Below are 18,084 nucleotides of genomic sequence, written 5' to 3' on the forward strand. Positions count from 1 at the left end.
AGCAACTCGCTGAGTCTACCCGGCGGGGAGGCCGCACCCAAAGTGGATCTTCGGTACCGCTGTTCCTACTGCTCCTCGAAGAGGCTGGTCACCGAACCGTCCTCGAAGACCTCGCGCACCGCACGCGCGATCGTCGGCGCGATCGAGAGCACCGTGATCTTGTCGAGCTCCAGCTCGCCCGGGGTCGGCAGGGTGTCCGTGAACACGAACTCGCTGACCTTGGAGTTCTTCAGCCGGTCCGCGGCCGGGCCCGAGAGCACACCGTGTGTCGCCGTCACTATGACGTCCTCGGCGCCGTGCGCGAACAGGGCGTCGGCGGCGGCGCAGATGGTGCCACCGGTGTCGATCATGTCGTCGACCAGGACACAGACCCGGCCCTTCACGTTGCCGACGACCTCGTGGACCGTCACCTGGTTGGCGACGTCCTTGTCACGGCGCTTGTGCACGATGGCCAGCGGGGCGTCCAGACGGTCGCACCAGCGGTCGGCGACGCGCACCCGGCCGGCGTCCGGGGAGACGATCGTCAGCTTCGAGCGGTCGACCTTGGCACCGACGTAGTCGGCCAGGATCGGCAGCGCGAAGAGGTGGTCCACCGGGCCGTCGAAGAAGCCCTGGATCTGGTCCGTGTGCAGGTCGACGGTGAGGATGCGGTCGGCACCCGCCGTCTTCATCAGGTCGGCGACCAGACGGGCCGAGATCGGCTCGCGGCCGCGGTGCTTCTTGTCCTGGCGGGCGTAGCCGTAGAACGGCACGATCACCGTGATGGAGCGGGCCGAGGCGCGCTTCAGCGCGTCCAGCATGATGAGCTGCTCCATGATCCACTTGTTGATCGGAGCGGTGTGGCTCTGGATCAGGAAGCAGTCGGCGCCGCGAGCCGACTCCTGGAAGCGGACGTAGATCTCGCCGTTGGCGAAATCGAAGGCCTTCGTCGGCACGAGGCCGACACCCAGCTGGTGCGCAACCTCCTCGGCCAGCTCGGGGTGGGCGCGGCCGGAGAAGAGCATCAGTTTCTTCTCGCCGGTCGTCTTGATCCCGGTCACAGCACAGTCTCCTCAGACGTGTTCCTGGCGCTGCGCGCATGTGTCCCGATGCGCAACGAGCCAGCCGAAATGGGGTGAGCATCTATCACGGTACGCCGTGCGCGGCGCACCTGTTTCCGGTCAGCTTTCGCTGTCGCGCTCCGATACGGCGGCCTGAGCCGCCTGCGCGGCGCCGCTTCCCGGACGCTTGCGAGCCACCCAACCCTCGATATTCCTTTGCTGGCCGCGGGCGACGGCCAGCGAACCGGGCGGTACGTCCTTGGTGATGACCGAGCCCGCGGCGGTGTAGGCGCCGTCCCCGACCGTGACGGGCGCCACAAACATATTGTCCGAGCCGGTACGGCAGTGGGAGCCGATCGTTGTGTGGTGCTTGGCCACGCCGTCGTAGTTCACGAAGACGCTGGCGGCACCGATGTTGGTGTGGTCGCCGATCGTCGCGTCACCGACGTAGCTGAGGTGCGGGACCTTGGTGCCCTCGCCGATCGTGGCGTTCTTCATCTCCACGTACGTACCGGCCTTGGCCTTGGTGCCGAGCCTGGTGCCGGGCCGCAGATAGGCGTACGGACCGACCGTGGCGCCCTCGCCGACCTCGGCCCCGTCCGCGACCGTGTTGTCCACGCGTGCGCCCGCGCGGACGACGGTGTCCTTGAGCCGGGTGTTGGGGCCGACCTCGGCGTCCTCGCCGAGGTGCGTGGCGCCGAGCAGCTGGGTGCCCGGATGCACGATCGCGTCCCGCTCGTAGGTGACGGTGGCGTCGATCAGCGTGGACGCCGGGTCCACGACGGTCACACCGGCCAGCATGGCCCGCTCCAGCAGCCGCTCGTTCAGCAGCCGCCGGGCCTCGGCCAGCTGGACCCGGTTGTTGATGCCGAGGATCTCGCGGTGGTCGCCGGCCACCGAGGCGCCGACCCGGTGCCCGGCCTCGCGCAGGATGGAGAGGACGTCGGTGAGGTACTCCTCGCCCTGGCTGTTGTCGGTACGGACCTTGCCGAGGGCCTCGGCGAGCAGCCGGCCGTCGAAGGCGAAGACCCCGGAGTTGATCTCCCGGATCTCGCGCTGGGCGTCGGTGGCGTCCTTGTGCTCGACGATCCCGGTGACCGCGCCGTCGGCCGGGTCGCGGACGATGCGCCCGTAGCCGGTGGAGTCCGGGACCTCGGCGGTCAGCACGGTGACGGCGTTGGAATCGGCCGTGTGGGTGGCGGCCAGCGCGACGAGCGTCTCACCGGAGAGCAGCGGGGTGTCGCCGCAGACGACGATCACGGTGCCGTCGACGGTGCCGCCCAGCTCGTCGAGCCCGACGCGCACCGCGTTGCCGGTGCCCTTCTGCTCGGTCTGGTGAGCGGTCCGCAGCCGGTCGTCGACGGCGGTGAGGTGCGCGGTGACCTGCTCGCTGCCGTGGCCGACAACCACGACGAGGTGCTCGGGGTCCAGCTCGCGGGAGGCGGCGACGACATGTCCGACGAGCGAGCGCCCGGAGATCTCGTGCAGGACCTTGGGGGTCTTCGACTTCATGCGGGTGCCCTCACCCGCTGCGAGGACGACGACGGCTGCCGGGCGGTTGGCGCTCACGGGTATGTCCTTCGGCTTTGAGTGGGGGACGTCCGAAGGATACCGGGGGGCTGGTGGGCGGACATGGGTGAGGGCCCCGGCCTTGGAGGCCGGGGCCCTTGCGTCTGAGCTCCCCTGCCAGGATTCGAACCCGGACAAATGGCACCAAAAGCCACTGTGCTGCCATTACACCACAGGGGATGGTAAACGCGGTCGAATCGGACAACTGGCTAGCTGGCCGAATGTGCGGCTCCCAACACTATGCCGTACCAAGTGCCTTCCACGCGACGATAAAGATCAGCGCTTTTGGTGACGTAGATGATCAGGCATCCACGGTAGGTCTCGGCGGTGTTCCTGCGCGTGGTCTTGGGGTTGTGTCTCTTCAGGGTCGTTCTCTGGAATGTGGAGGCGGGAACGCCCGCCAGGCCTGCCCAGAATCGCTCGGCCTCTGCGACGTTCCCCGACTCGTGGATGCTGACCCGGAAGCGCATGCGCTCGCGCGGAACCCCGAGCAGGTCGAGCCAGTGCAGGTACAGCGTGATCACGTTGGGGTCGCTGTTGATGAATTGGAGGCTCTCTCGACGGCTGTACGTCTTGTCCTTGGAGCCTTCGGCCCAGTACAGCGCTACTCCAGCGAGGAGCAGTTCCCGGTCCGATAATTGGCCGACCGCTTCCCGCGCTTGAGTCTTGGCCCTGAGTCGATCCTCGTTCTGGGTGGTACGCAGGCGCGACAGGCCGGCGTTCATGAGCGCGTGGCGCTCCGCGTCGGTATAGCGAGGCTTCGGTTTCGGCAGATCCCGCACCCAGAGCGAGATCGAGCTCTTCGAGCAGCCCAGCTCCACCTGGATCTGGTCGTACGTCATGCCTTGGCTGCGCAGCTCTCGCGCCTTCTCTCGAAGATCGTCCTTGGCGCGTGGGCGTTTCGTCCACTCCGGAGCCGGTTCTCCCTTGACCAGGCGGCCGAGGATGTCGTTGTTGTGGATGTGGAGGCGGTCCCTGATCTGCCGCAGGCTGAGGCCTTCCCGGCGAAGGGCGACCGCCTGCTCGCGCAGGTCCTCGAAATCTGCATATCTGCTCGTGATTTCCGTCATGTGTCGAGCGTCGTCCGGAATGCGGACGTCCGGTGCGAAAGCCTGCTCGATTCGCCATTTCAAGCGATAACTTGCTGTTTCGCCTCCGTTCCACGTGCGGACGTGCTGTCCGGGTCGCCCGAAAATGAGGTGCGCCCGCCCGTAGGGTGGACGGCATGACCGCAACGGGGGCAGACCGGGAAGCGGCGGGACCGACCACCCGCGGCTACTGGTGGTGGGAACGGCGGCGCGGTGTCGCCCTGGACGTGGGGCTCGGGCTCCTGTCGGCGCTGGAGTGCGCGCTGGAGGGGGTGTCGTTCGCCGGGGACACCGGGTTGCCGGTGCCGGTGGGGGTGCTGTTCGGGCTGCTCGCGGGGTCGGTGCTGGTGCTGCGGCGGCGGTGGCCGATCGCGGTGGTGCTGGTGGCGATCGCGACCACGCCCGCGGAGATGGGCTTCCTGATGGGGCTGGTCGGCCTCTACACGCTGGCCGCCTCCGACGTACCGCGCAGGATCACCGCGGTGCTCACGGGGATGTCCTTCGCGGGGACGTTCATCGTCACCTATGTACGGCTGCGGCAGAGCATCGCGGAACAGGACGACTTCGGGCCCGGCGACTGGTACGTGCCGCTGATCTCGCTCTTCATGTCGCTGGGGCTCACCGCGCCGCCCGTGCTGTTCGGCCTCTACATAGGGGCCCGGCGGCGGCTGATGGAGAGCCTGCGGGAGCGGGCGGACTCGCTGGAGCGGGAACTGTCGCTGCTCGCCGACCGGGCGGAGGAGCGGGCGGAGTGGGCGCGTACGGAGGAGCGCCACCGGATCGCCCGCGAGATGCACGACGTGGTCGCCCACCGGGTCAGCCTGATGGTCGTGCACGCCGCCGCGCTCCAGGCCGTCGCGCCGAAGGACCCGGCGAAGGCGGTACGGAACGCGGCGCTGGTCGGTGACATGGGCCGGCAGGCGCTGACGGAGCTGCGGGAGATGCTCGGGGTGCTGCGGGCCGGGGAGCCGGTGACGGCCCGGCCGGCCCAGGTGCCGCTGGCCTCGGTCGGTCAGGCGGCGGCTGCCGCGGCCGCCGCCGCGACGGAGGACGGGCCGCGGCTGCACGAGGTGGAGACCCTGGTGGGGGAGTCCAGGGCGGCGGGGATGACGGTGGAGCTGTCGGTGGACGGCGAGGCGCGCACGTATCCGCCCGAGGTCGAGCAGACCGCGTACCGGGTGGTGCAGGAGGCGCTGACGAACGTCCACAAGCACGCGGCGGGCGCGAAGACATGGGTCCGGCTGGCGCACCGGGGCGCGGAGGTCGCGATGCAGGTGGAGAACGGCCCGTCGGACGCCGCCACGGCGGACGCGGGGCTGCCGAGCGGCGGCAACGGCCTGGTCGGTATGCGCGAGCGGGTGCTGGGGCTCGGCGGGGTCTTCGTCTCGGGACCGACGGACGCGGGCGGCTTCCGGGTGTCGGCGGTGCTGCCGGCCCAGGGGGAGGCGGCCTGAGCCGTGGGACCGGCCGGGCGTCTTACGGGTTCGGGTCCCGGCCGGTCCGGTGGGGCGTCGTACGGATCGGGGACCGGCCGGTCCCACGGCTCAGCCCGATACGAGGCGTTCCGGCTGGATGCCGGCGATGAGGGTCGCCAGGGCCTGGTCGATGTCCGGGCCGAGGTACCAGTCGCCGGTGTGGTCGATGCTGTAGACGCGGCCCTCGGTGTCGATGGCCAGGACCGCCTGGCCATCCCCCTCTTCGCCCAGCGGGCTGACCTCGGTCTCCAGCGCCCGGCCGAGGTCGCCGAGGGTGCGGGCGAGATGGAGTCCGCTCAGCGGGTCGATGCGCACCGGGGCGGGTGCGATCTGGCGGCCCGGCGCGGACGCGGTGATGCGGAGCCCGCCGAATTCGGCCCAGGCCTCCACGGCCGCGGGGAAGACCGCGTGCTGGTGGCCGGCGGGCGAGGTGTGCGAGCGCAGAGCGTCGGCCCACTCCTCGGCCTGCCGGATGTCCCAGCGGCCGGGCTGCCAGCCCGCGGTGCGCAGGGCGGCGTCGACGGCGACGGGGAAGCGGGTGGAGGCGTGCCGGTCGCGTTCGGCGGGGCCCGTCTGTTCGGGCAGGTCGGTTCGGTCGCGCATCGGCGTGCGGTCAGCCCTTCTCGGCGGTGGTCGCCGCCCCGGTGGTCGTGAGGTCGACGGGACGTACGCCGAAGTGGGCGAGCATCGCCGTGCAGGAGCGGCACGGCGGCGCGTAGCTGCCGTGCATCGGGTCGCCGTCCTCACGGATGCGCCGTGCGGTGAGCCGCGAGTGCTTGAGGGCGCGCCGGGCCTCGCCGTTGGTCAGCGGCTTGCGCTGGGCGCGCTTGGAGCGGGTCGCCTCCGCGGCGGTGAGCTGCCGGGAGACCAGTATCGCCTCGGGGCAGCGGCCGGTGAAACGTTCGCGCCGGCTGCTGGGGAGGGTGTCGAGGAAGTCCTGGACGAGCGGGTGCAGCACGGGGGGCTGGTCGCCCTTGCCCGCGGTGCAGGTCAGTGTCTCGCCGCGCACGGACAGCGCCGCCGCGACCGCGGGCAGGATGCCGTCGCGACGGTGGTGCAGACGGGGTGCGCGGTCGGCGTCGGTGCTGCTCCAGCTGAGGCGCGGATCCCCGGATGTGACTGATTGTGAAGTGTGCATGGTGCTTTCCCTCCCGTGCCCGCAGCGGTAGCTGCGCGATGTGCACGCCCCCGAGTTGCGGTGACAGCCTGCCAAATGTCCCGGCTGGTGGGGAAGCTGGGGCGGTGAAACGTGTCTCCGTGTCGCCGGAGCGGGGCGGCCGCGTCGCTCGTCCGTCACGCGGGTGTGACGGTTCGTGACGGATGCGGAGGGGGAGCCGTAGGACAGGTCACATGGGCGAGACCCGCCCTTGCGCCACCGCATAGGCTGTGCCCGGACCGTCCCCCTCGGGCAGGCCGGTCCTCACCAGCCAGACGCAGCAGGGGGCAACCGCCATGACGACAGGTCGGCCCGGGCAGCAAGCCGCGCCACCGAACGCGGCCTATGCCGGGCAGCTCGTGCATTTCCCGGACCCGGTCCGCGCGTCCCGCCATCCCGGTGGTGTGCGTATGGACGAGAACGGCAGCCCGGACTTCGCGCCGTACGCGCGTGCCGCCGCCGAGATCGCCGAGCCGCCGCAGGGCTTCGGGGTCGACGAGCTCCGGCTCACCGACTACGTCTCGGCCAACGCGGCGCTGGCGGCGAGCGGCCACGAGCTGTGGGACACGATCCCGGCGGTCGCCACTCCGCACGGCTGGACGTGGCACCACGTGCCCGGCGGCCGGCGCATGGAGCTGGTACCGGTCGAGGTGAAGGCGCTGCTCAGACACCACGGCGGCCTGGCCGCCACGGCGGTCGACCACGGCAAGCGGGGCACCCGCCCGTTGCAGGAGACCCGGCCCGCGCACTTCCGGCTGCCGAAGGGTGCCGTGTCGGTGAGCGAGGCGCAGGTGCTGAACGTCGAGGAGGACCTCGGCTACCGGCTGCCCGGCGCCTACCGTTCGTTCCTCAAGGCGGCGGGCGGTTCGGCGCCGGTCGGCGCGGCGCTCGACGCGGAGCTGGGACTGCTGGTCGACCAGCCGTTCTTCACGGTGCGCGAGCAGGCCGCGGCGAACGACCTGGTGTACGTCAACAAGTGCCTGCGCGACCACCTCACCAAGGACTACCTGGGCGTCGGCTTCGTCCAGGGCGGCATCATCGCGGTGAAGGTGAAGGGCAACGGCGTCGGCTCGGTCTGGTTCTGCGCCTACGACGACGCCCGGGACCGGGACGGCTGGACCGTGCAGGAGCGGGTGGACCGGCTGCTGCTGCCGTGCGGCGGTGACTTCGACGCCTTCCTGCAGCGCCTGGCGGGCAATCCGCCGGAGCTGGAGACCGTGGCGAACCTGATGGTGGACGGCGGCTTCGCGCGGGCCGTCCCGGTGGAGGGGTGAGCGCGATGGTGACCTTTGCGCAGGCGCAGGAGCGCGCGGACGAGTGGATCAACGGCGATGTGCCGGTGTACCAGCACCGTGAGGTGCGGGTGCGGGAGTTCGAGCTCGGCTTCGTGGTGTGGGGCGAGGACCGCGCCGAGGGCCCGGTCTCGGACGGCGGCAGGCAGCGGCTGGTGATCGCCCGGGACAGCGGCGAGGCCACCCTGTGGCCGGGGCTGCCGGTGGGCGAGGTGATCCGGCGGTACGAGGAGGAGTACGGCGCGCAGGCGACGGCCGCGGCCGCTCCGGAGCCGCCGCAGCGCATCGACCTCAACCAGACGTCGTTCCTGTTGAGCCCCCCGGAGTGGCTCCAGGAAGCGGCGGACAAGCTGGGCATCCCGGACCGCCGGGAGAGCCGGGACCAGGACCGGGGTCAGGACGCCGCACCGTCGGCTTCGTCCGGTGGGCAGGTCGCGTACGAGCCCACGGCCAACGACGGTGTCCCGGCGTCCCCGCCGAACGTGCCCGCCGGGTCCACCCCCTGGGCCGGCACGGACACGAACGCGGGTTCCGACGACGGGGCGGTGCCGCTGCCGGCCACGGTGTTCGCGCCGCCGCTCTCGGGTTCCGACGACGACGGCACCCCGCCGCCGGTGGTGCCGGCCGATGCGCCGACCGCCCTGATGTCGGGCGGCAGCCAGCTGCCCCGGACGGCGCTCGTACCGGGTCTGGGTCCGCAGGGCGGCGCCCCGGGCATGCCTCCGGGCTTGCCTCCGGCTGTTCCCGGCGTTCCTCCGGCTGCTCCGGCGCCCGGTGTTCCGGGTCAGGGCGGTCCGGGGCCGGCTGCCGGTGACATCGCCGATGCGGCCACCAGCAAGGCCGCCGTGCCGCCGCGCGGTGCGCGTGGTGGCGGTCCCTCGACGCCTCCGCCGCCCGGTGCCCCCGGGACCCCGGGTGCCAGGCCGGGACCGCCCGTGCCGCCGCCCTCGGGACCGGGTGCGCCCGGTGCCCCGGCGGGCGGGTACCTGCCGACTCAGCTCGCCCCCCAGGTGGGGCCGCCCGGTGCGCCGCTGCCGCCGCCCGGTGCTCCGGTGCCGCCTCCGCCGCCGGGTTCGACGCCTCCGCCGGGTGGTGGGGTGCATCATGCCGCGACGATGCTGGCCGATCCGAGCGTGGGCGGCCCGGGTGGAGTCCGGCCTCCCGGCCCGCCCGGAGCCCCTGGTGCGCCCGGTGGCCCGGTGCCGCCTCCGCCGCCGGGTTCGACGCCTCCGCCGGGTGGTGGGGTGCATCATGCCGCGACGATGCTGGCCGATCCGAGCATGGGCGGCCCGGGTGGAGTCCGGCCTCCCGGCCCGCCCGGAGTCCCCGGCGCTCCTGGTGCGCCCGGTGCTCCGGTGCCGCCGCCCGGTGCTCCGGTGCCTCCGCCGCCCGGTGGTGGGGTGCATCACGCAGCGACGATGCTCGCCGATCCGAGCATGGGCGGCCCCGGTGCGCCGCAGCCCCCCGGTCCGCCCGGGTTGCCGCAGGGCGGCGCCCCCGGCCCCGTACCGCCGAATCCGCACACCCCGCCGCCTCCGGCGTACGGCTATCCGCAGGCGCCGACCGGTCAGCCGACCGTCGGCCCCGGCTACCAGGCCGTGCTGCGCTACCGCGCGCCGGACGGCAGCGAGCAGCAGCTGATCCGGCGCTCGGCGCCCGGCACCCCGCACCCCGAGTGGCAGATGCTGCACGAGCTGCGGGCGATGAACGTACCGCCGCAGCAGGTCATCGAGCTGCACACCGAGCTGGAGTCCTGCGAGCTGCCCGGCGGCTACTGCGCGCGGATGATCCGTGAGACCTGGCCGCAGGTGCGGATCACCAGCGTCGCCCCGTACGGCACCGACCACGCCAGCCGTCAGCAGGGCATGCAGCATCTGCTCACCCACCAGGGCGAGCTGCACCAGGTGGCGGACGGCCCGGCCCGCCCGGCGCCGGTGCGCGCCCCGCTGCCGCAGATGCCGCCCGCGATGGCGGTCCCGCCGGAGGCCGTCGCGGACGAGCTGCTGCAGGCCTTCGGGCCGCAGGGCATCTGCCGCTTCGACCAGCGCGCCGTCTCCCGCCAGGGCGTGCCCGAGACCGTGGCGCGCACGCTGGTGTGGGCGGGGCTGCCCGCCGACTTCGGGCCGTTCTTCTGGGCGCAGCCCGGTCAGCCCGTGGTGCCGACGCTGGGCGAGCTCGCCGCCCAGCGCCAGGTGCAGGCCGCCCCGGACGCGGGGTCGTACCTCGTCATGGGGTCCGACTTCGGGCGGGCGATCTGTGTCCAGTACGGGACCGCGAACATCGTGGCCGTGCCGGTCGAGGCGGGGCCGGGCGGTCAGTCGGTGGCGCCGCAGTTCGTGAACACCGGGCTGCCGGAGTTCCAGCGTTCGATGGCGCTGCTCGGCCGGATGTGGCGGTTGCGCTTCGGGCTCAACCCGGAGCAGGCGGGCCGCTGGACGGTCGACTTCCAGGCCCAGCTGGTGGCGCTGGACGCGGCGGCGCTGGCGTCTCCGGAGAGCTGGTGGTCCGTACTGCTCGAACAGATGTGGGACGGGTTGATCTGACCCGGCGGGTCCCACGGACGGCGCCCGGCTCCCGAGAGGGGGCCGGGCGCCGTGCTGTGTGCCACGCGTTGTCCGTGTTGCCTGTGATGCCTGTCGCTTCCGTCCGGAAAGCAGCTGATCGATTCCGACTTCTGTACTAATTGCCGCATCCTTGACCTGTTGCTGATGGTCGGAGAGTCGGAAAGAGGCTTCAAGGATGAGTTCTGCACCGGTGTCCGCACATGGCTTCGTCGGCGCACGGGGACGTGGCTACCGCCCGGAGCAGGTGGACCGCGCGGTGGCCGGGCTCTCGGCGGAGCGGGACGCGGCGCTGGACGAGGTGTCCCGGCTGACCGCGCTGGTGGAGGAGCTGTCGGCGGAGTCGGTCCGGCTGAGCGAGGTCGTCGCCACGCTCGCCCCGCAGAACTACGAGTCGCTGGGCGAGCGGGCCCAGCAGATCCTGGCGCTCGCCGAGGGCGAGGCGGAGACCGTACGGGGCGCCGCCCAGGAGGAGGCGCAGGGGCTGCAGGAGGCGGCGGAGGAGTCGGGCCGCGGGATCCGGGCCTCGGCGCGGGCGGACTCCGAGGCCATGCGGGCAGCGGCCGTGACCCACGCCGACGAGACGCTCTCCACGGCCAGGGGCGCCGCCGAAGCGACCGTCGCAGAGGCCCACGAGGAGGCCGCGGAGGTGCGGGAGCAGGCGGAGTCCATGATGGACGCGACGGTCCGCCGTACCGAGAGCGTCCTCGCCCACCAGGAACAGGAGCACGCCGAGCGGTGGCAGACGGCCGAGCGCGAACTGGCCGGTGCCGAGGCCGCGCAGGCGGCGCGCCACGACGAGCTGACCGATCAGGCGGAGGCCCGTCTGGCCGAGGCGCGGCGGGCGCTGGCGGAGACCGAGGAGGCCGCGCGGCACGGCCAGGAGGACGCCGAGGCGCGGGCCGCGGAGCTGATCGCGGAGGCCAGGGTCCGTGAGGAGCGGGTGGCCCGGGAGACGGAGCGGATCGTGCGGGAGCACGAGGAGGGCCGCGAGGAGGTGCAGGCGCACATGGCGCACGTACGCAATTCGCTCGCGGCGCTCACCGGACGGGTGACACCGGCGGAGGACTGACCCGGCCGACGCCTCTCCGGCGACTCACCGCCCCCTCGGAGCCGGCCCGGCCGTGGCGCGACTCCTGACCGGCACGCGGGGGGTGGGTCCCGCGTGCCGGACAGGCCGCTGTCCGGCTGCCGTGTTCAGCGCCGGGGTGCCGGTTGCGCGCCCGCCAGGATCCGGGGCTCCTCGCTCTGGTAGAGCCGGCGTGCGGCGGGGGCGGTGCGGCGGGGGAGGACCGTTCCCAGCCAGCCCGCCAGGAAGCCGGCCGGGATGGAGACGAGCCCGGTGGTGGTGTACGGGAACCAGTTGAAGTCGTGGTCGGGGAAGACCGAGGTGGGTGAGCCGGAGACCAGGTTGGTACCGGTGATCAGCACCAGGGTGGTGAGGGTGCCGACGATGAGGGTGCAGAGCAGCCCGGTGCGGGTGAAGCGCCGCCAGAACATGCTGTAGACGAGCGCCGGGGCGAACGTGGACGCGCCGACGCAGAACGAGAGGGTCGCCAGCGCCTGTACGTTCCAGTGCCTGGCCACGACGGCGAGAACGGTGGCGAGCAGTCCGACGACGATCGCCGAGAACTGTGCCGTACGCATCTCGGACAGGCCCGGCAGCGGCTTGCGGTCCGGGTCGCGCACCCCGTGCAGGCCGTGCGCGAAGAGGTCGTGGGCGAGGGAGTTGGCGCAGGACAGGATCATCCCGGCGACCGAGGCCAGCAGGGTGAGGAAGATCGCCGTCGTCATCGTCGTGATGATCAGGGCCCCCATCCGCGTACCGTTCGCGACCTCTCCGCTGATCTGGAGGATCGCGCTGTTCCCGGACGCCCCGGCGCCCGTGATGACATCGTGGCCGACGAGGGCCCCCGCGCCGAAGCCGATCACCACGAGCAGCAGACAGATCGCGGCGACCACCCCGACCGCCCAGGACATCGAGCGCCGGACGGCCTGTGTGGAGCGGGCGCCCGCCATCCGCATGGCGACGTGCGGCAGGCAGGCGGCGCCGAGCACCACGGTCAGTTCGGAGCTGACCATGTCCAGCCCGCTGCCGTCGAACTGGAGCCCCGAGCGCAGGTACGCGGCCCCCGCACCGCTGCTCTGCCGGGCGGCCGAGAGCAGCGAATCGGTGTTCCAGTCGAACCGGTTCATGATCAGTACGGCGATGGTGAAGGCGGCGACGAAGAGGACGACGGTCTTCACGATCTGGATCAGCGAGGTGCCCTTCATCCCGCCGATGGCCGCGTAGCCGATCATCAGGGTGCCGAGCCCGATGATGGCGCCGGTGCGGAACCCCGAGGTGTCGAAGCCGAGGATGAAGGCGAGCAGATCGCCGCTGCTGGCGAGCTGGACGACCATCATCGGGACGAGCGCGGCGAGGGTGGCCGCGCAGGCGGTGATGCGGACCGCGCGGCCGGGGGCGCGGCGCACCAGCACGTCGCCCATGGTGAACCCGCCCGTGTTGCGCAGCGGTTCGGCGAGCAGGAACATCAGCAGGACGAGCGAGAGGGTGATGCTCAGGGCGAGGATCATCCCGTCGTAGCCGGTCAGGGCGATGATGCCGGTGGTGCCGAGCACCGTCGCCGCCGAGAGGTAGTCGCCCGCGAGGGCGAGGCCGTTCTGCAGGGGCGAGAGCGAGCGGGAGCCGGTGTAGAACTCGTCGAGGTCGTCGCGGTCCGGGCCGGTCATCACACAGAGCAGCAGCGCCACGGTGCCCACGGCGAGGAAGGCCACCAGGGACATCGACTGGGCGGAGTTGTCGAATCCGTTCACCGGGCCGCTCCCGCTCTTCGGATCCGGGCGGCGAGCGGGTCGACCGTGCGCCGCGCGGTCCGCTCGTACACGACGATCGCGAGCAGGGTCACGGGAAGCTGGCAGAGCCCCAGCAGCAGGCCGATGTTGAGACCGCCGAACAGCTGGGTGTCCAGCAGTTCCTTGGCGAATCCGGAGAGCAGCAGGAAGACCACGAAGTAGCCGAGCGCGGTCAGGGCCGCGATGCGCCGCAGCAGCCGGTACGCGGTGCGCAGCCGGCGCAGATCGCTGTGGCGGCCGGGCGCGGGCGCGGGGACACCGGCCTCGTCCGGCGGCGGGTCGGGCGGTGTCCGTTCCGAGCTCTGCCAGGGGAGCAGATAGTCGGGGTGGTGGGGGGACGGGGGCGGGTTTCCGTGCGACATCGGGGTGCTGCTCCTTGCGTGGCTCGGGTCCTGGTCTGGACGGCAAGGCAGGAGTGCGGGTGCGGTCGGAAGCGCGAACATTACTCGTGGGTACGGCAGTTGGGGAGAGGGTGGCCTGAATTACCCACGGTAATGGCTCAGTTGCGTGAGGCCCCGTGAATGGAGGGTGACCGGCGGGCGTGGAGCGGTCTTCGGGAGACGACCGCGCGGCGACGGCCACTGCACCCTTGGGCCCAGCCCCTGATACCGGCCTCCACCCAGGGGCCGAGACCCTTAGGGGGAGCTCCTTACTTCTGGCCAGGGGTGCTTCCTCCCGGCGGAGGACGTGGCGGCGGGAGCCCGTTCCTTACCGTATTCCTACACCGCGAAAAGCGGCTGAATCCCACCGTGGGGCGCGGTCGCACGCAGGGGCGGGGGTGGGGGAAACCCCACCCGGAGACTGCGCCGGGCACCAGTGCGCGGGACCCGCTCCCGACACCAGACTTCCGTACGTACGTCGACACATTCCAAGCGCTGACCGACATAGGAGATAAACCGTGACAACGGCTGTGACCATTCCCGGGCACGGGGGCGAAGGGGAAGGCGCGGCGCCCGGCGCCTCGACGAGGGGCGGCGGTCGAGTGGCGGGTGGGCGTACGGCCGTGGCCGCGCGAGCGCGACAGGTCGTCAAGGCGTACGGGGCCGGGGAGACCCGGGTCGTCGCGCTCGACCATGTCGATGTGGACATCGCCCGCGGGCAGTTCACGGCGATCATGGGCCCGTCCGGCTCCGGCAAGTCGACCCTGATGCACTGCCTGGCCGGCCTGGACACCGTGAGCTCGGGGCAGATCTTCCTCGACGAGACCGAGATCACCGGGCTCAAGGACAAGAAGCTCACCCAGCTCCGCCGGGACCGGATCGGCTTCATCTTCCAGGCCTTCAACCTGCTCCCCACGCTCAACGCGCTGGAGAACATCACACTGCCGATGGACATCGCGGGCCGCAGGCCCGACGCCGCCTGGCTGCGGCAGGTCGTGGAGACCGTCGGCCTCGCCGAGCGGCTGAAGCACCGGCCCACCGAGCTCTCCGGCGGCCAGCAGCAGCGCGTCGCGGTGGCCCGGGCGCTCGCCGCCCGGCCCGAGATCATCTTCGGCGACGAGCCCACCGGGAACCTGGACTCGCGGGCCGGCGCCGAGGTGCTGAGCTTCCTGCGCAGGTCGGTCGACGAGCTGGGCCAGACCATCGTCATGGTCACCCACGACCCGGTCGCCGCCTCCTACGCGGACCGGGTGCTGTACCTCGCCGACGGGCGCATCGTCGACGAGATGCACAACCCCACGGCCGACCAGGTCCTCGACCGCATGAAGGACTTCGACTCGCGCGGGCGGACGTCATGACCGTCTGGAAGACATCGCGGCGGAACTTCTTCGCCCACAAGGGACGCATGGCGCTCTCCGCCGTCGCGGTCCTGCTGTCGGTGGCGTTCGTGTGCGGCACGCTCGTCTTCACCGACACCATGAACACCACGTTCGACAAGCTCTTCGCCGCGACCGCCGCCGATGTCACGGTCAGCCCGAAGAAGCCCGAGGAGGAGGACCGGCTCCCGGGCAACGGCAAGCCCGTCACGATCCCCGCGTCCGCCGTCGGGCAGATCGCGAAGGCCACCGGCGCGAAGGCGGCCGAGGGCGCGGTCTCCAGCATGTCCGTCACCGTCGTCGACAGCCACGACAAGAACATGGGCTCGACCACGGGCGCCCCGACGATCGCGGGCAACTGGACCACGAACGACCTGCGTTCGATGGAGATCTCCTCCGGCCACGCACCGCGCGGCCCGACCGAGGTCATGGTCGACGCCGACACCGCCGAGAAGCACCACCTGAAGCTCGGCGACGAACTGCGCACCATCACCGCCAACGGCGACATCAAGGCGCGGATCAGCGGCATCGCCACCTTCAAGGTCACCAACCCCGGCGCCGCGGTCGTCTACTTCGACACCGTCACCGCGCAGACCAAGCTGCTCGGCAGGCCCGATGTCTTCAGCCTGGTCTCCGTCACCGCCGAATCCGGCGTGGCCGACGAGCAGTTGAAGAAGAACGTCGCCACGGCGCTCGGCGGTCACGCCGCGTACGAGATCCAGACGCAGCAGGAGGCCGCGGACGCCAACAAGGACTCGATGGGCTCCTTCCTCGACGTCATGAAGTACGCGATGCTCGGCTTCGCCGGGATCGCCCTCCTCGTCGGCATCTTCCTGATCGTCAACACCTTCTCGATGCTCGTCGCCCAGCGGACCCGCGAGATCGGCCTGATGCGGGCCATCGGCTCCAGCCGCAAGCAGGTCAACCGGTCCGTGCTGATCGAGGCGCTGTTCCTCGGCATCGTCGGCTCGCTCCTCGGCGTGGGCGCGGGCGTCGGCCTCGCCGTCGGCCTGATGAAGCTCATGGGCGCCATGGGCATGGAGCTCTCCACCGAGGACCTCACCGTCGCCTGGACGACCCCCGTGGTCGGCCTCGTGCTCGGCATCGTCGTCACCGTCGTCGCCGCGTACTTCCCGGCCCGCCGGGCCGGAAAGGTCTCCCCGATGGCGGCCCTGCGCGACGCCGGAACCCCGGCGGACGGCCGCACGGGCCGGGTCCGGGCCGCGATCGGCCTGGTCCTCACGCTGGCCGGCGGCGCCGCGCTCCTCGCCGCGACGAAGGCCGACAAGTCGAGCGAGGGCTCGCTGCTCCTCGGCGCGGGCGTGCTCCTCACCCTGATCGGCTTCATCGTGATCGGCCCGCTGCTGGCCGGCTTCGTGGTCCGGGTGCTGAGCGCGGTCATGCTGCGGATGTTCGGCCCCGTGGGACGGCTCGCCGAACGCAACGCGCTGCGCAACCCGCGCCGCACCGGAGCGACCGGCGCCGCCCTGATGGTCGGCCTCGCCCTGGTCGCCTGCCTCTCGGTCGTCGGCTCCTCCATGGTCGCCTCGGCCACCGAGGAACTCGACAAGTCCGTCGGCGCGGACTTCATCGTCCAGCCGGCCGGCGGCGACGGCGCACTCATCGTCGACCAGGCCGCGAAGGCCCTGAAGACCGTGCCGGACATCGAGCACCTCACCGGCTACAAGGTCCTGGGCGCCCGTCTGACCGCCCCCGACGGCACCACCGAGAACAAGGCCCTGGCCGCCCTCGACGCCACGTACCAGGAGGACGTCCGGCGCGAGACGGTCGCCGGGAAGCTGGCCGACGCGTACGGCAAGGACGCCATGTCCGTCGGCGAGACGTACGCCACCGAGCACCACATCGAGGTCGGCGACCGGATGACCGTCGCCTTCAGGGGCGGCGAGACCGCGAAGCTGAAGGTCGCCGCGATCACCTCGGACGACGTGAACATCGACAAGGGCGCGATGTACGTCAACATCACGACCGCCACGCGGTACGTCCCCGCCGACACCCTGCCGCAGAACATGCTCATGTTCGCGAAGGCCGCGGACGGCAAGGAGAAGGAGGCGTACGCCGCCCTCAAGAGCGCCCTGGCCGAGTACCCGCAGTACGAGGTGAAGAACCAGGCCGACTTCAAGGAGCAGCTCCAGGACCAGATCGGCCAGCTCCTGAACATCGTCTACGGCCTGCTGGCACTCGCGATCATCGTCGCCGTCCTCGGTGTGGTGAACACCCTGGCCCTGTCGGTGGTCGAGCGGACCCGCGAGATCGGCCTGATGCGCGCCATCGGCCTCTCCCGCCGCCAGCTGCGCCGGATGATCCGCCTGGAGTCGGTGGTCATCGCGGTCTTCGGAGCCCTGCTCGGCCTCGGCCTGGGCATGGGCTGGGGCACCGCGGCCCAGAAGCTGCTGGCCCTGGAGGGCCTCGGCGTCCTGGAGATCCCGTGGCCGACGATCCTCACGGTCTTCGTCGCCTCGGCCTTCGTGGGCCTGTTCGCCGCACTGGTCCCGGCGTTCCGGGCGGGCAGGATGAACGTCCTGAACGCGATCGCCACGGACTAGCGCGGGCGACGACCGACGTAGGATGACCTGATCCGGCTCCGGGATGTTCCTCCAAACACCCCGGGGCCGGATTCGTGCGTCCGGGAGGCGCGCCCCGAGGCCGGGTTCCCGCGGCGCGGTGTCCGGCACGCCGCCCCGGGACACCCCGCCGGGCCGGAATGCGGGCGCGGCTGTCACACCGGAGTCGTACGCTGGGAAGCCCCGACCCGTGCGACGTGTCGGGCGCTTCGCGTTGCCCTGCGCGTTGCTCTTCGTGTTGCCTGGCAGCAGCCGGCTGCCGGACCTCCCCCTCGTTACCCGGACGGAAGCGCTTCATGAGCCTGCACGGTCTGCTGGATGCCGTCGTACGTGACCCGGCACTCTCCGAGGCGGTGAAGGCCGCCGGGGACGGCCACCGGATGCACGTCGACCTCGTCGGCCCGCCCGCCGCCCGCCCCTTCGCCGTCGCCGCGCTGGCCCGCGAGACCGGGCGGACCGTGCTCGCCGTCACCGCGACCGGCCGGGAGGCCGAGGACCTGGCGGCCGCGCTGCGCACCCTGCTGCCGCCGGACACCATCGCCGAGTTCCCGTCCTGGGAGACCCTGCCGCACGAGCGGCTCTCGCCCCGCTCGGACACCGTGGGCCGACGCCTCGCCGTGCTGCGGCGGCTGGCGCACCCGAGGGCGGACGACCCGGAGACCGGCCCGGTCTCCGTCGTCGTCGCGCCGATCCGTTCCGTGCTCCAGCC

General features: G+C 71.8%; 13 protein-coding genes, 1 tRNA gene and 1 pseudogene. 7 read left to right on the forward strand and 8 right to left on the reverse strand.

From position 1 onward, the window contains the following. Positions 1 to 65: 65 nt before the first annotated feature. From ACWCPY_RS14945 to ACWCPY_RS14960, 4 genes are all read right to left on the reverse strand, one after another. Complete coding sequence (locus ACWCPY_RS14945; RefSeq protein ID WP_030976866.1) at positions 66 to 1,040, reverse strand: ribose-phosphate diphosphokinase; 975 nt, start codon at positions 1,038 to 1,040, stop codon at positions 66 to 68. A gap of 120 nt (positions 1,041 to 1,160) precedes the next feature. Further along, positions 1,161 to 2,609, reverse strand: coding sequence for a bifunctional UDP-N-acetylglucosamine diphosphorylase/glucosamine-1-phosphate N-acetyltransferase GlmU (gene glmU / locus ACWCPY_RS14950; protein ID WP_451264908.1), 1,449 nt, complete (start codon positions 2,607 to 2,609; stop codon positions 1,161 to 1,163). Positions 2,610 to 2,718: 109 nt separating this feature from the next. Next, positions 2,719 to 2,789, reverse strand: a tRNA-Gln gene (locus ACWCPY_RS14955). A 29-nt stretch (positions 2,790 to 2,818) separates the two neighbouring features. After that, on the reverse strand, positions 2,819 to 3,679 hold the full coding sequence (locus ACWCPY_RS14960) for a hypothetical protein (RefSeq protein ID WP_451264910.1): 861 nt from the start codon (positions 3,677 to 3,679) through the stop codon (positions 2,819 to 2,821). Between the two features lie 155 nt (positions 3,680 to 3,834). Here ACWCPY_RS14960 and ACWCPY_RS14965 point away from each other — a divergent pair, with 155 nt between their 5' ends. After that, the gene (locus ACWCPY_RS14965; RefSeq protein WP_451264912.1) at positions 3,835 to 5,151 is read left to right on the forward strand and encodes a sensor histidine kinase; all 1,317 of its coding nucleotides are present in this window, start codon (positions 3,835 to 3,837) and stop codon (positions 5,149 to 5,151) included. 90 nt (positions 5,152 to 5,241) lie between these two features. Here the strand turns inward: ACWCPY_RS14965 and ACWCPY_RS14970 are convergent, their stop codons facing one another. Both ACWCPY_RS14970 and ACWCPY_RS14975 read right to left on the reverse strand, forming a co-directional pair. After that, entirely contained in the window at positions 5,242 to 5,775 is a 534-nt protein-coding gene (locus ACWCPY_RS14970; protein ID WP_362449378.1) for an SUKH-3 domain-containing protein, read from the reverse strand. A 10-nt stretch (positions 5,776 to 5,785) separates the two neighbouring features. Then, positions 5,786 to 6,310: a YwqJ-related putative deaminase gene (locus ACWCPY_RS14975; RefSeq protein WP_451264914.1), complete on the reverse strand. Its 525-nt coding sequence runs from the start codon at positions 6,308 to 6,310 to the stop codon at positions 5,786 to 5,788. 314 nt (positions 6,311 to 6,624) lie between these two features. On the opposite strand from ACWCPY_RS14975, the gene ACWCPY_RS14980 reads away from it, so the two are divergent. From ACWCPY_RS14980 to ACWCPY_RS14990, 3 genes are all read left to right on the forward strand, one after another. Beyond that, positions 6,625 to 7,602, forward strand: a complete 978-nt coding sequence (locus tag ACWCPY_RS14980) for an SMI1/KNR4 family protein (protein ID WP_451264916.1) — start codon at positions 6,625 to 6,627, stop codon at positions 7,600 to 7,602. Positions 7,603 to 7,607: 5 nt separating this feature from the next. Then, positions 7,608 to 10,163 carry an SUKH-4 family immunity protein gene (locus tag ACWCPY_RS14985; protein ID WP_451264918.1) on the forward strand — a complete coding sequence of 852 codons (2,556 nt, stop codon included), beginning with the start codon at positions 7,608 to 7,610 and terminating at the stop codon, positions 10,161 to 10,163. A 196-nt stretch (positions 10,164 to 10,359) separates the two neighbouring features. Continuing rightward, positions 10,360 to 11,253, forward strand: a complete 894-nt coding sequence (locus ACWCPY_RS14990; protein ID WP_451264920.1) for a cellulose-binding protein — start codon at positions 10,360 to 10,362, stop codon at positions 11,251 to 11,253. Between the two features lie 125 nt (positions 11,254 to 11,378). Here the strand turns inward: ACWCPY_RS14990 and ACWCPY_RS14995 are convergent, their stop codons facing one another. Together ACWCPY_RS14995 and ACWCPY_RS15000 are read right to left on the reverse strand one after the other, a co-directional pair. Then, positions 11,379 to 12,998: a sodium/solute symporter gene (locus tag ACWCPY_RS14995; RefSeq protein ID WP_451264922.1), complete on the reverse strand. Its 1,620-nt coding sequence runs from the start codon at positions 12,996 to 12,998 to the stop codon at positions 11,379 to 11,381. Further along, positions 12,995 to 13,399, reverse strand: a complete 405-nt coding sequence (locus tag ACWCPY_RS15000) for a DUF485 domain-containing protein (RefSeq protein WP_451264924.1) — start codon at positions 13,397 to 13,399, stop codon at positions 12,995 to 12,997. Before ACWCPY_RS15000 ends, ACWCPY_RS14995 begins: the two co-directional genes overlap by 4 nt. A gap of 536 nt (positions 13,400 to 13,935) precedes the next feature. Here ACWCPY_RS15000 and ACWCPY_RS15005 point away from each other — a divergent pair. The 3 genes and pseudogenes from ACWCPY_RS15005 to ACWCPY_RS15015 form a co-directional block, all read left to right on the forward strand. Next, positions 13,936 to 14,775 (forward strand): ABC transporter ATP-binding protein, encoded by an 840-nt coding sequence (locus ACWCPY_RS15005; protein ID WP_451264926.1) that lies wholly within the window; start codon positions 13,936 to 13,938, stop codon positions 14,773 to 14,775. Beyond that, positions 14,772 to 17,357 (forward strand): ABC transporter permease, encoded by a 2,586-nt coding sequence (locus tag ACWCPY_RS15010; protein ID WP_451264928.1) that lies wholly within the window; start codon positions 14,772 to 14,774, stop codon positions 17,355 to 17,357. The genes ACWCPY_RS15005 and ACWCPY_RS15010 overlap by 4 nt, the downstream gene beginning before the upstream one ends. A gap of 314 nt (positions 17,358 to 17,671) precedes the next feature. After that, positions 17,672 to 18,084, forward strand: a pseudogene (locus ACWCPY_RS15015) (transcription-repair coupling factor); the annotation flags it as partial.

This window comes from Streptomyces sp. NPDC002403, from assembly GCF_053593015.1.

Bases quoted from the DNA above. Each gene is read 5' to 3' on its own strand.
- ACWCPY_RS14960 (WP_451264910.1), bottom strand. From the start codon at position 3,679: ATGACGGAAATCACGAGCAGATATGCAGATTTCGAGGACCTGCGCGAG.
- ACWCPY_RS14965 (WP_451264912.1), top strand. From the start codon at position 3,835: ATGACCGCAACGGGGGCAGACCGGGAAGCGGCGGGACCGACCACCCGC.
- ACWCPY_RS14970 (WP_362449378.1), bottom strand. From the start codon at position 5,775: ATGCGCGACCGAACCGACCTGCCCGAACAGACGGGCCCCGCCGAACGC.
- ACWCPY_RS14975 (WP_451264914.1), bottom strand. From the start codon at position 6,310: ATGCACACTTCACAATCAGTCACATCCGGGGATCCGCGCCTCAGCTGG.
- ACWCPY_RS14980 (WP_451264916.1), top strand. From the start codon at position 6,625: ATGACGACAGGTCGGCCCGGGCAGCAAGCCGCGCCACCGAACGCGGCC.
- ACWCPY_RS14985 (WP_451264918.1), top strand. From the start codon at position 7,608: ATGGTGACCTTTGCGCAGGCGCAGGAGCGCGCGGACGAGTGGATCAAC.
- ACWCPY_RS14990 (WP_451264920.1), top strand. From the start codon at position 10,360: ATGAGTTCTGCACCGGTGTCCGCACATGGCTTCGTCGGCGCACGGGGA.
- ACWCPY_RS15000 (WP_451264924.1), bottom strand. From the start codon at position 13,399: ATGTCGCACGGAAACCCGCCCCCGTCCCCCCACCACCCCGACTATCTG.
- ACWCPY_RS15010 (WP_451264928.1), top strand. From the start codon at position 14,772: ATGACCGTCTGGAAGACATCGCGGCGGAACTTCTTCGCCCACAAGGGA.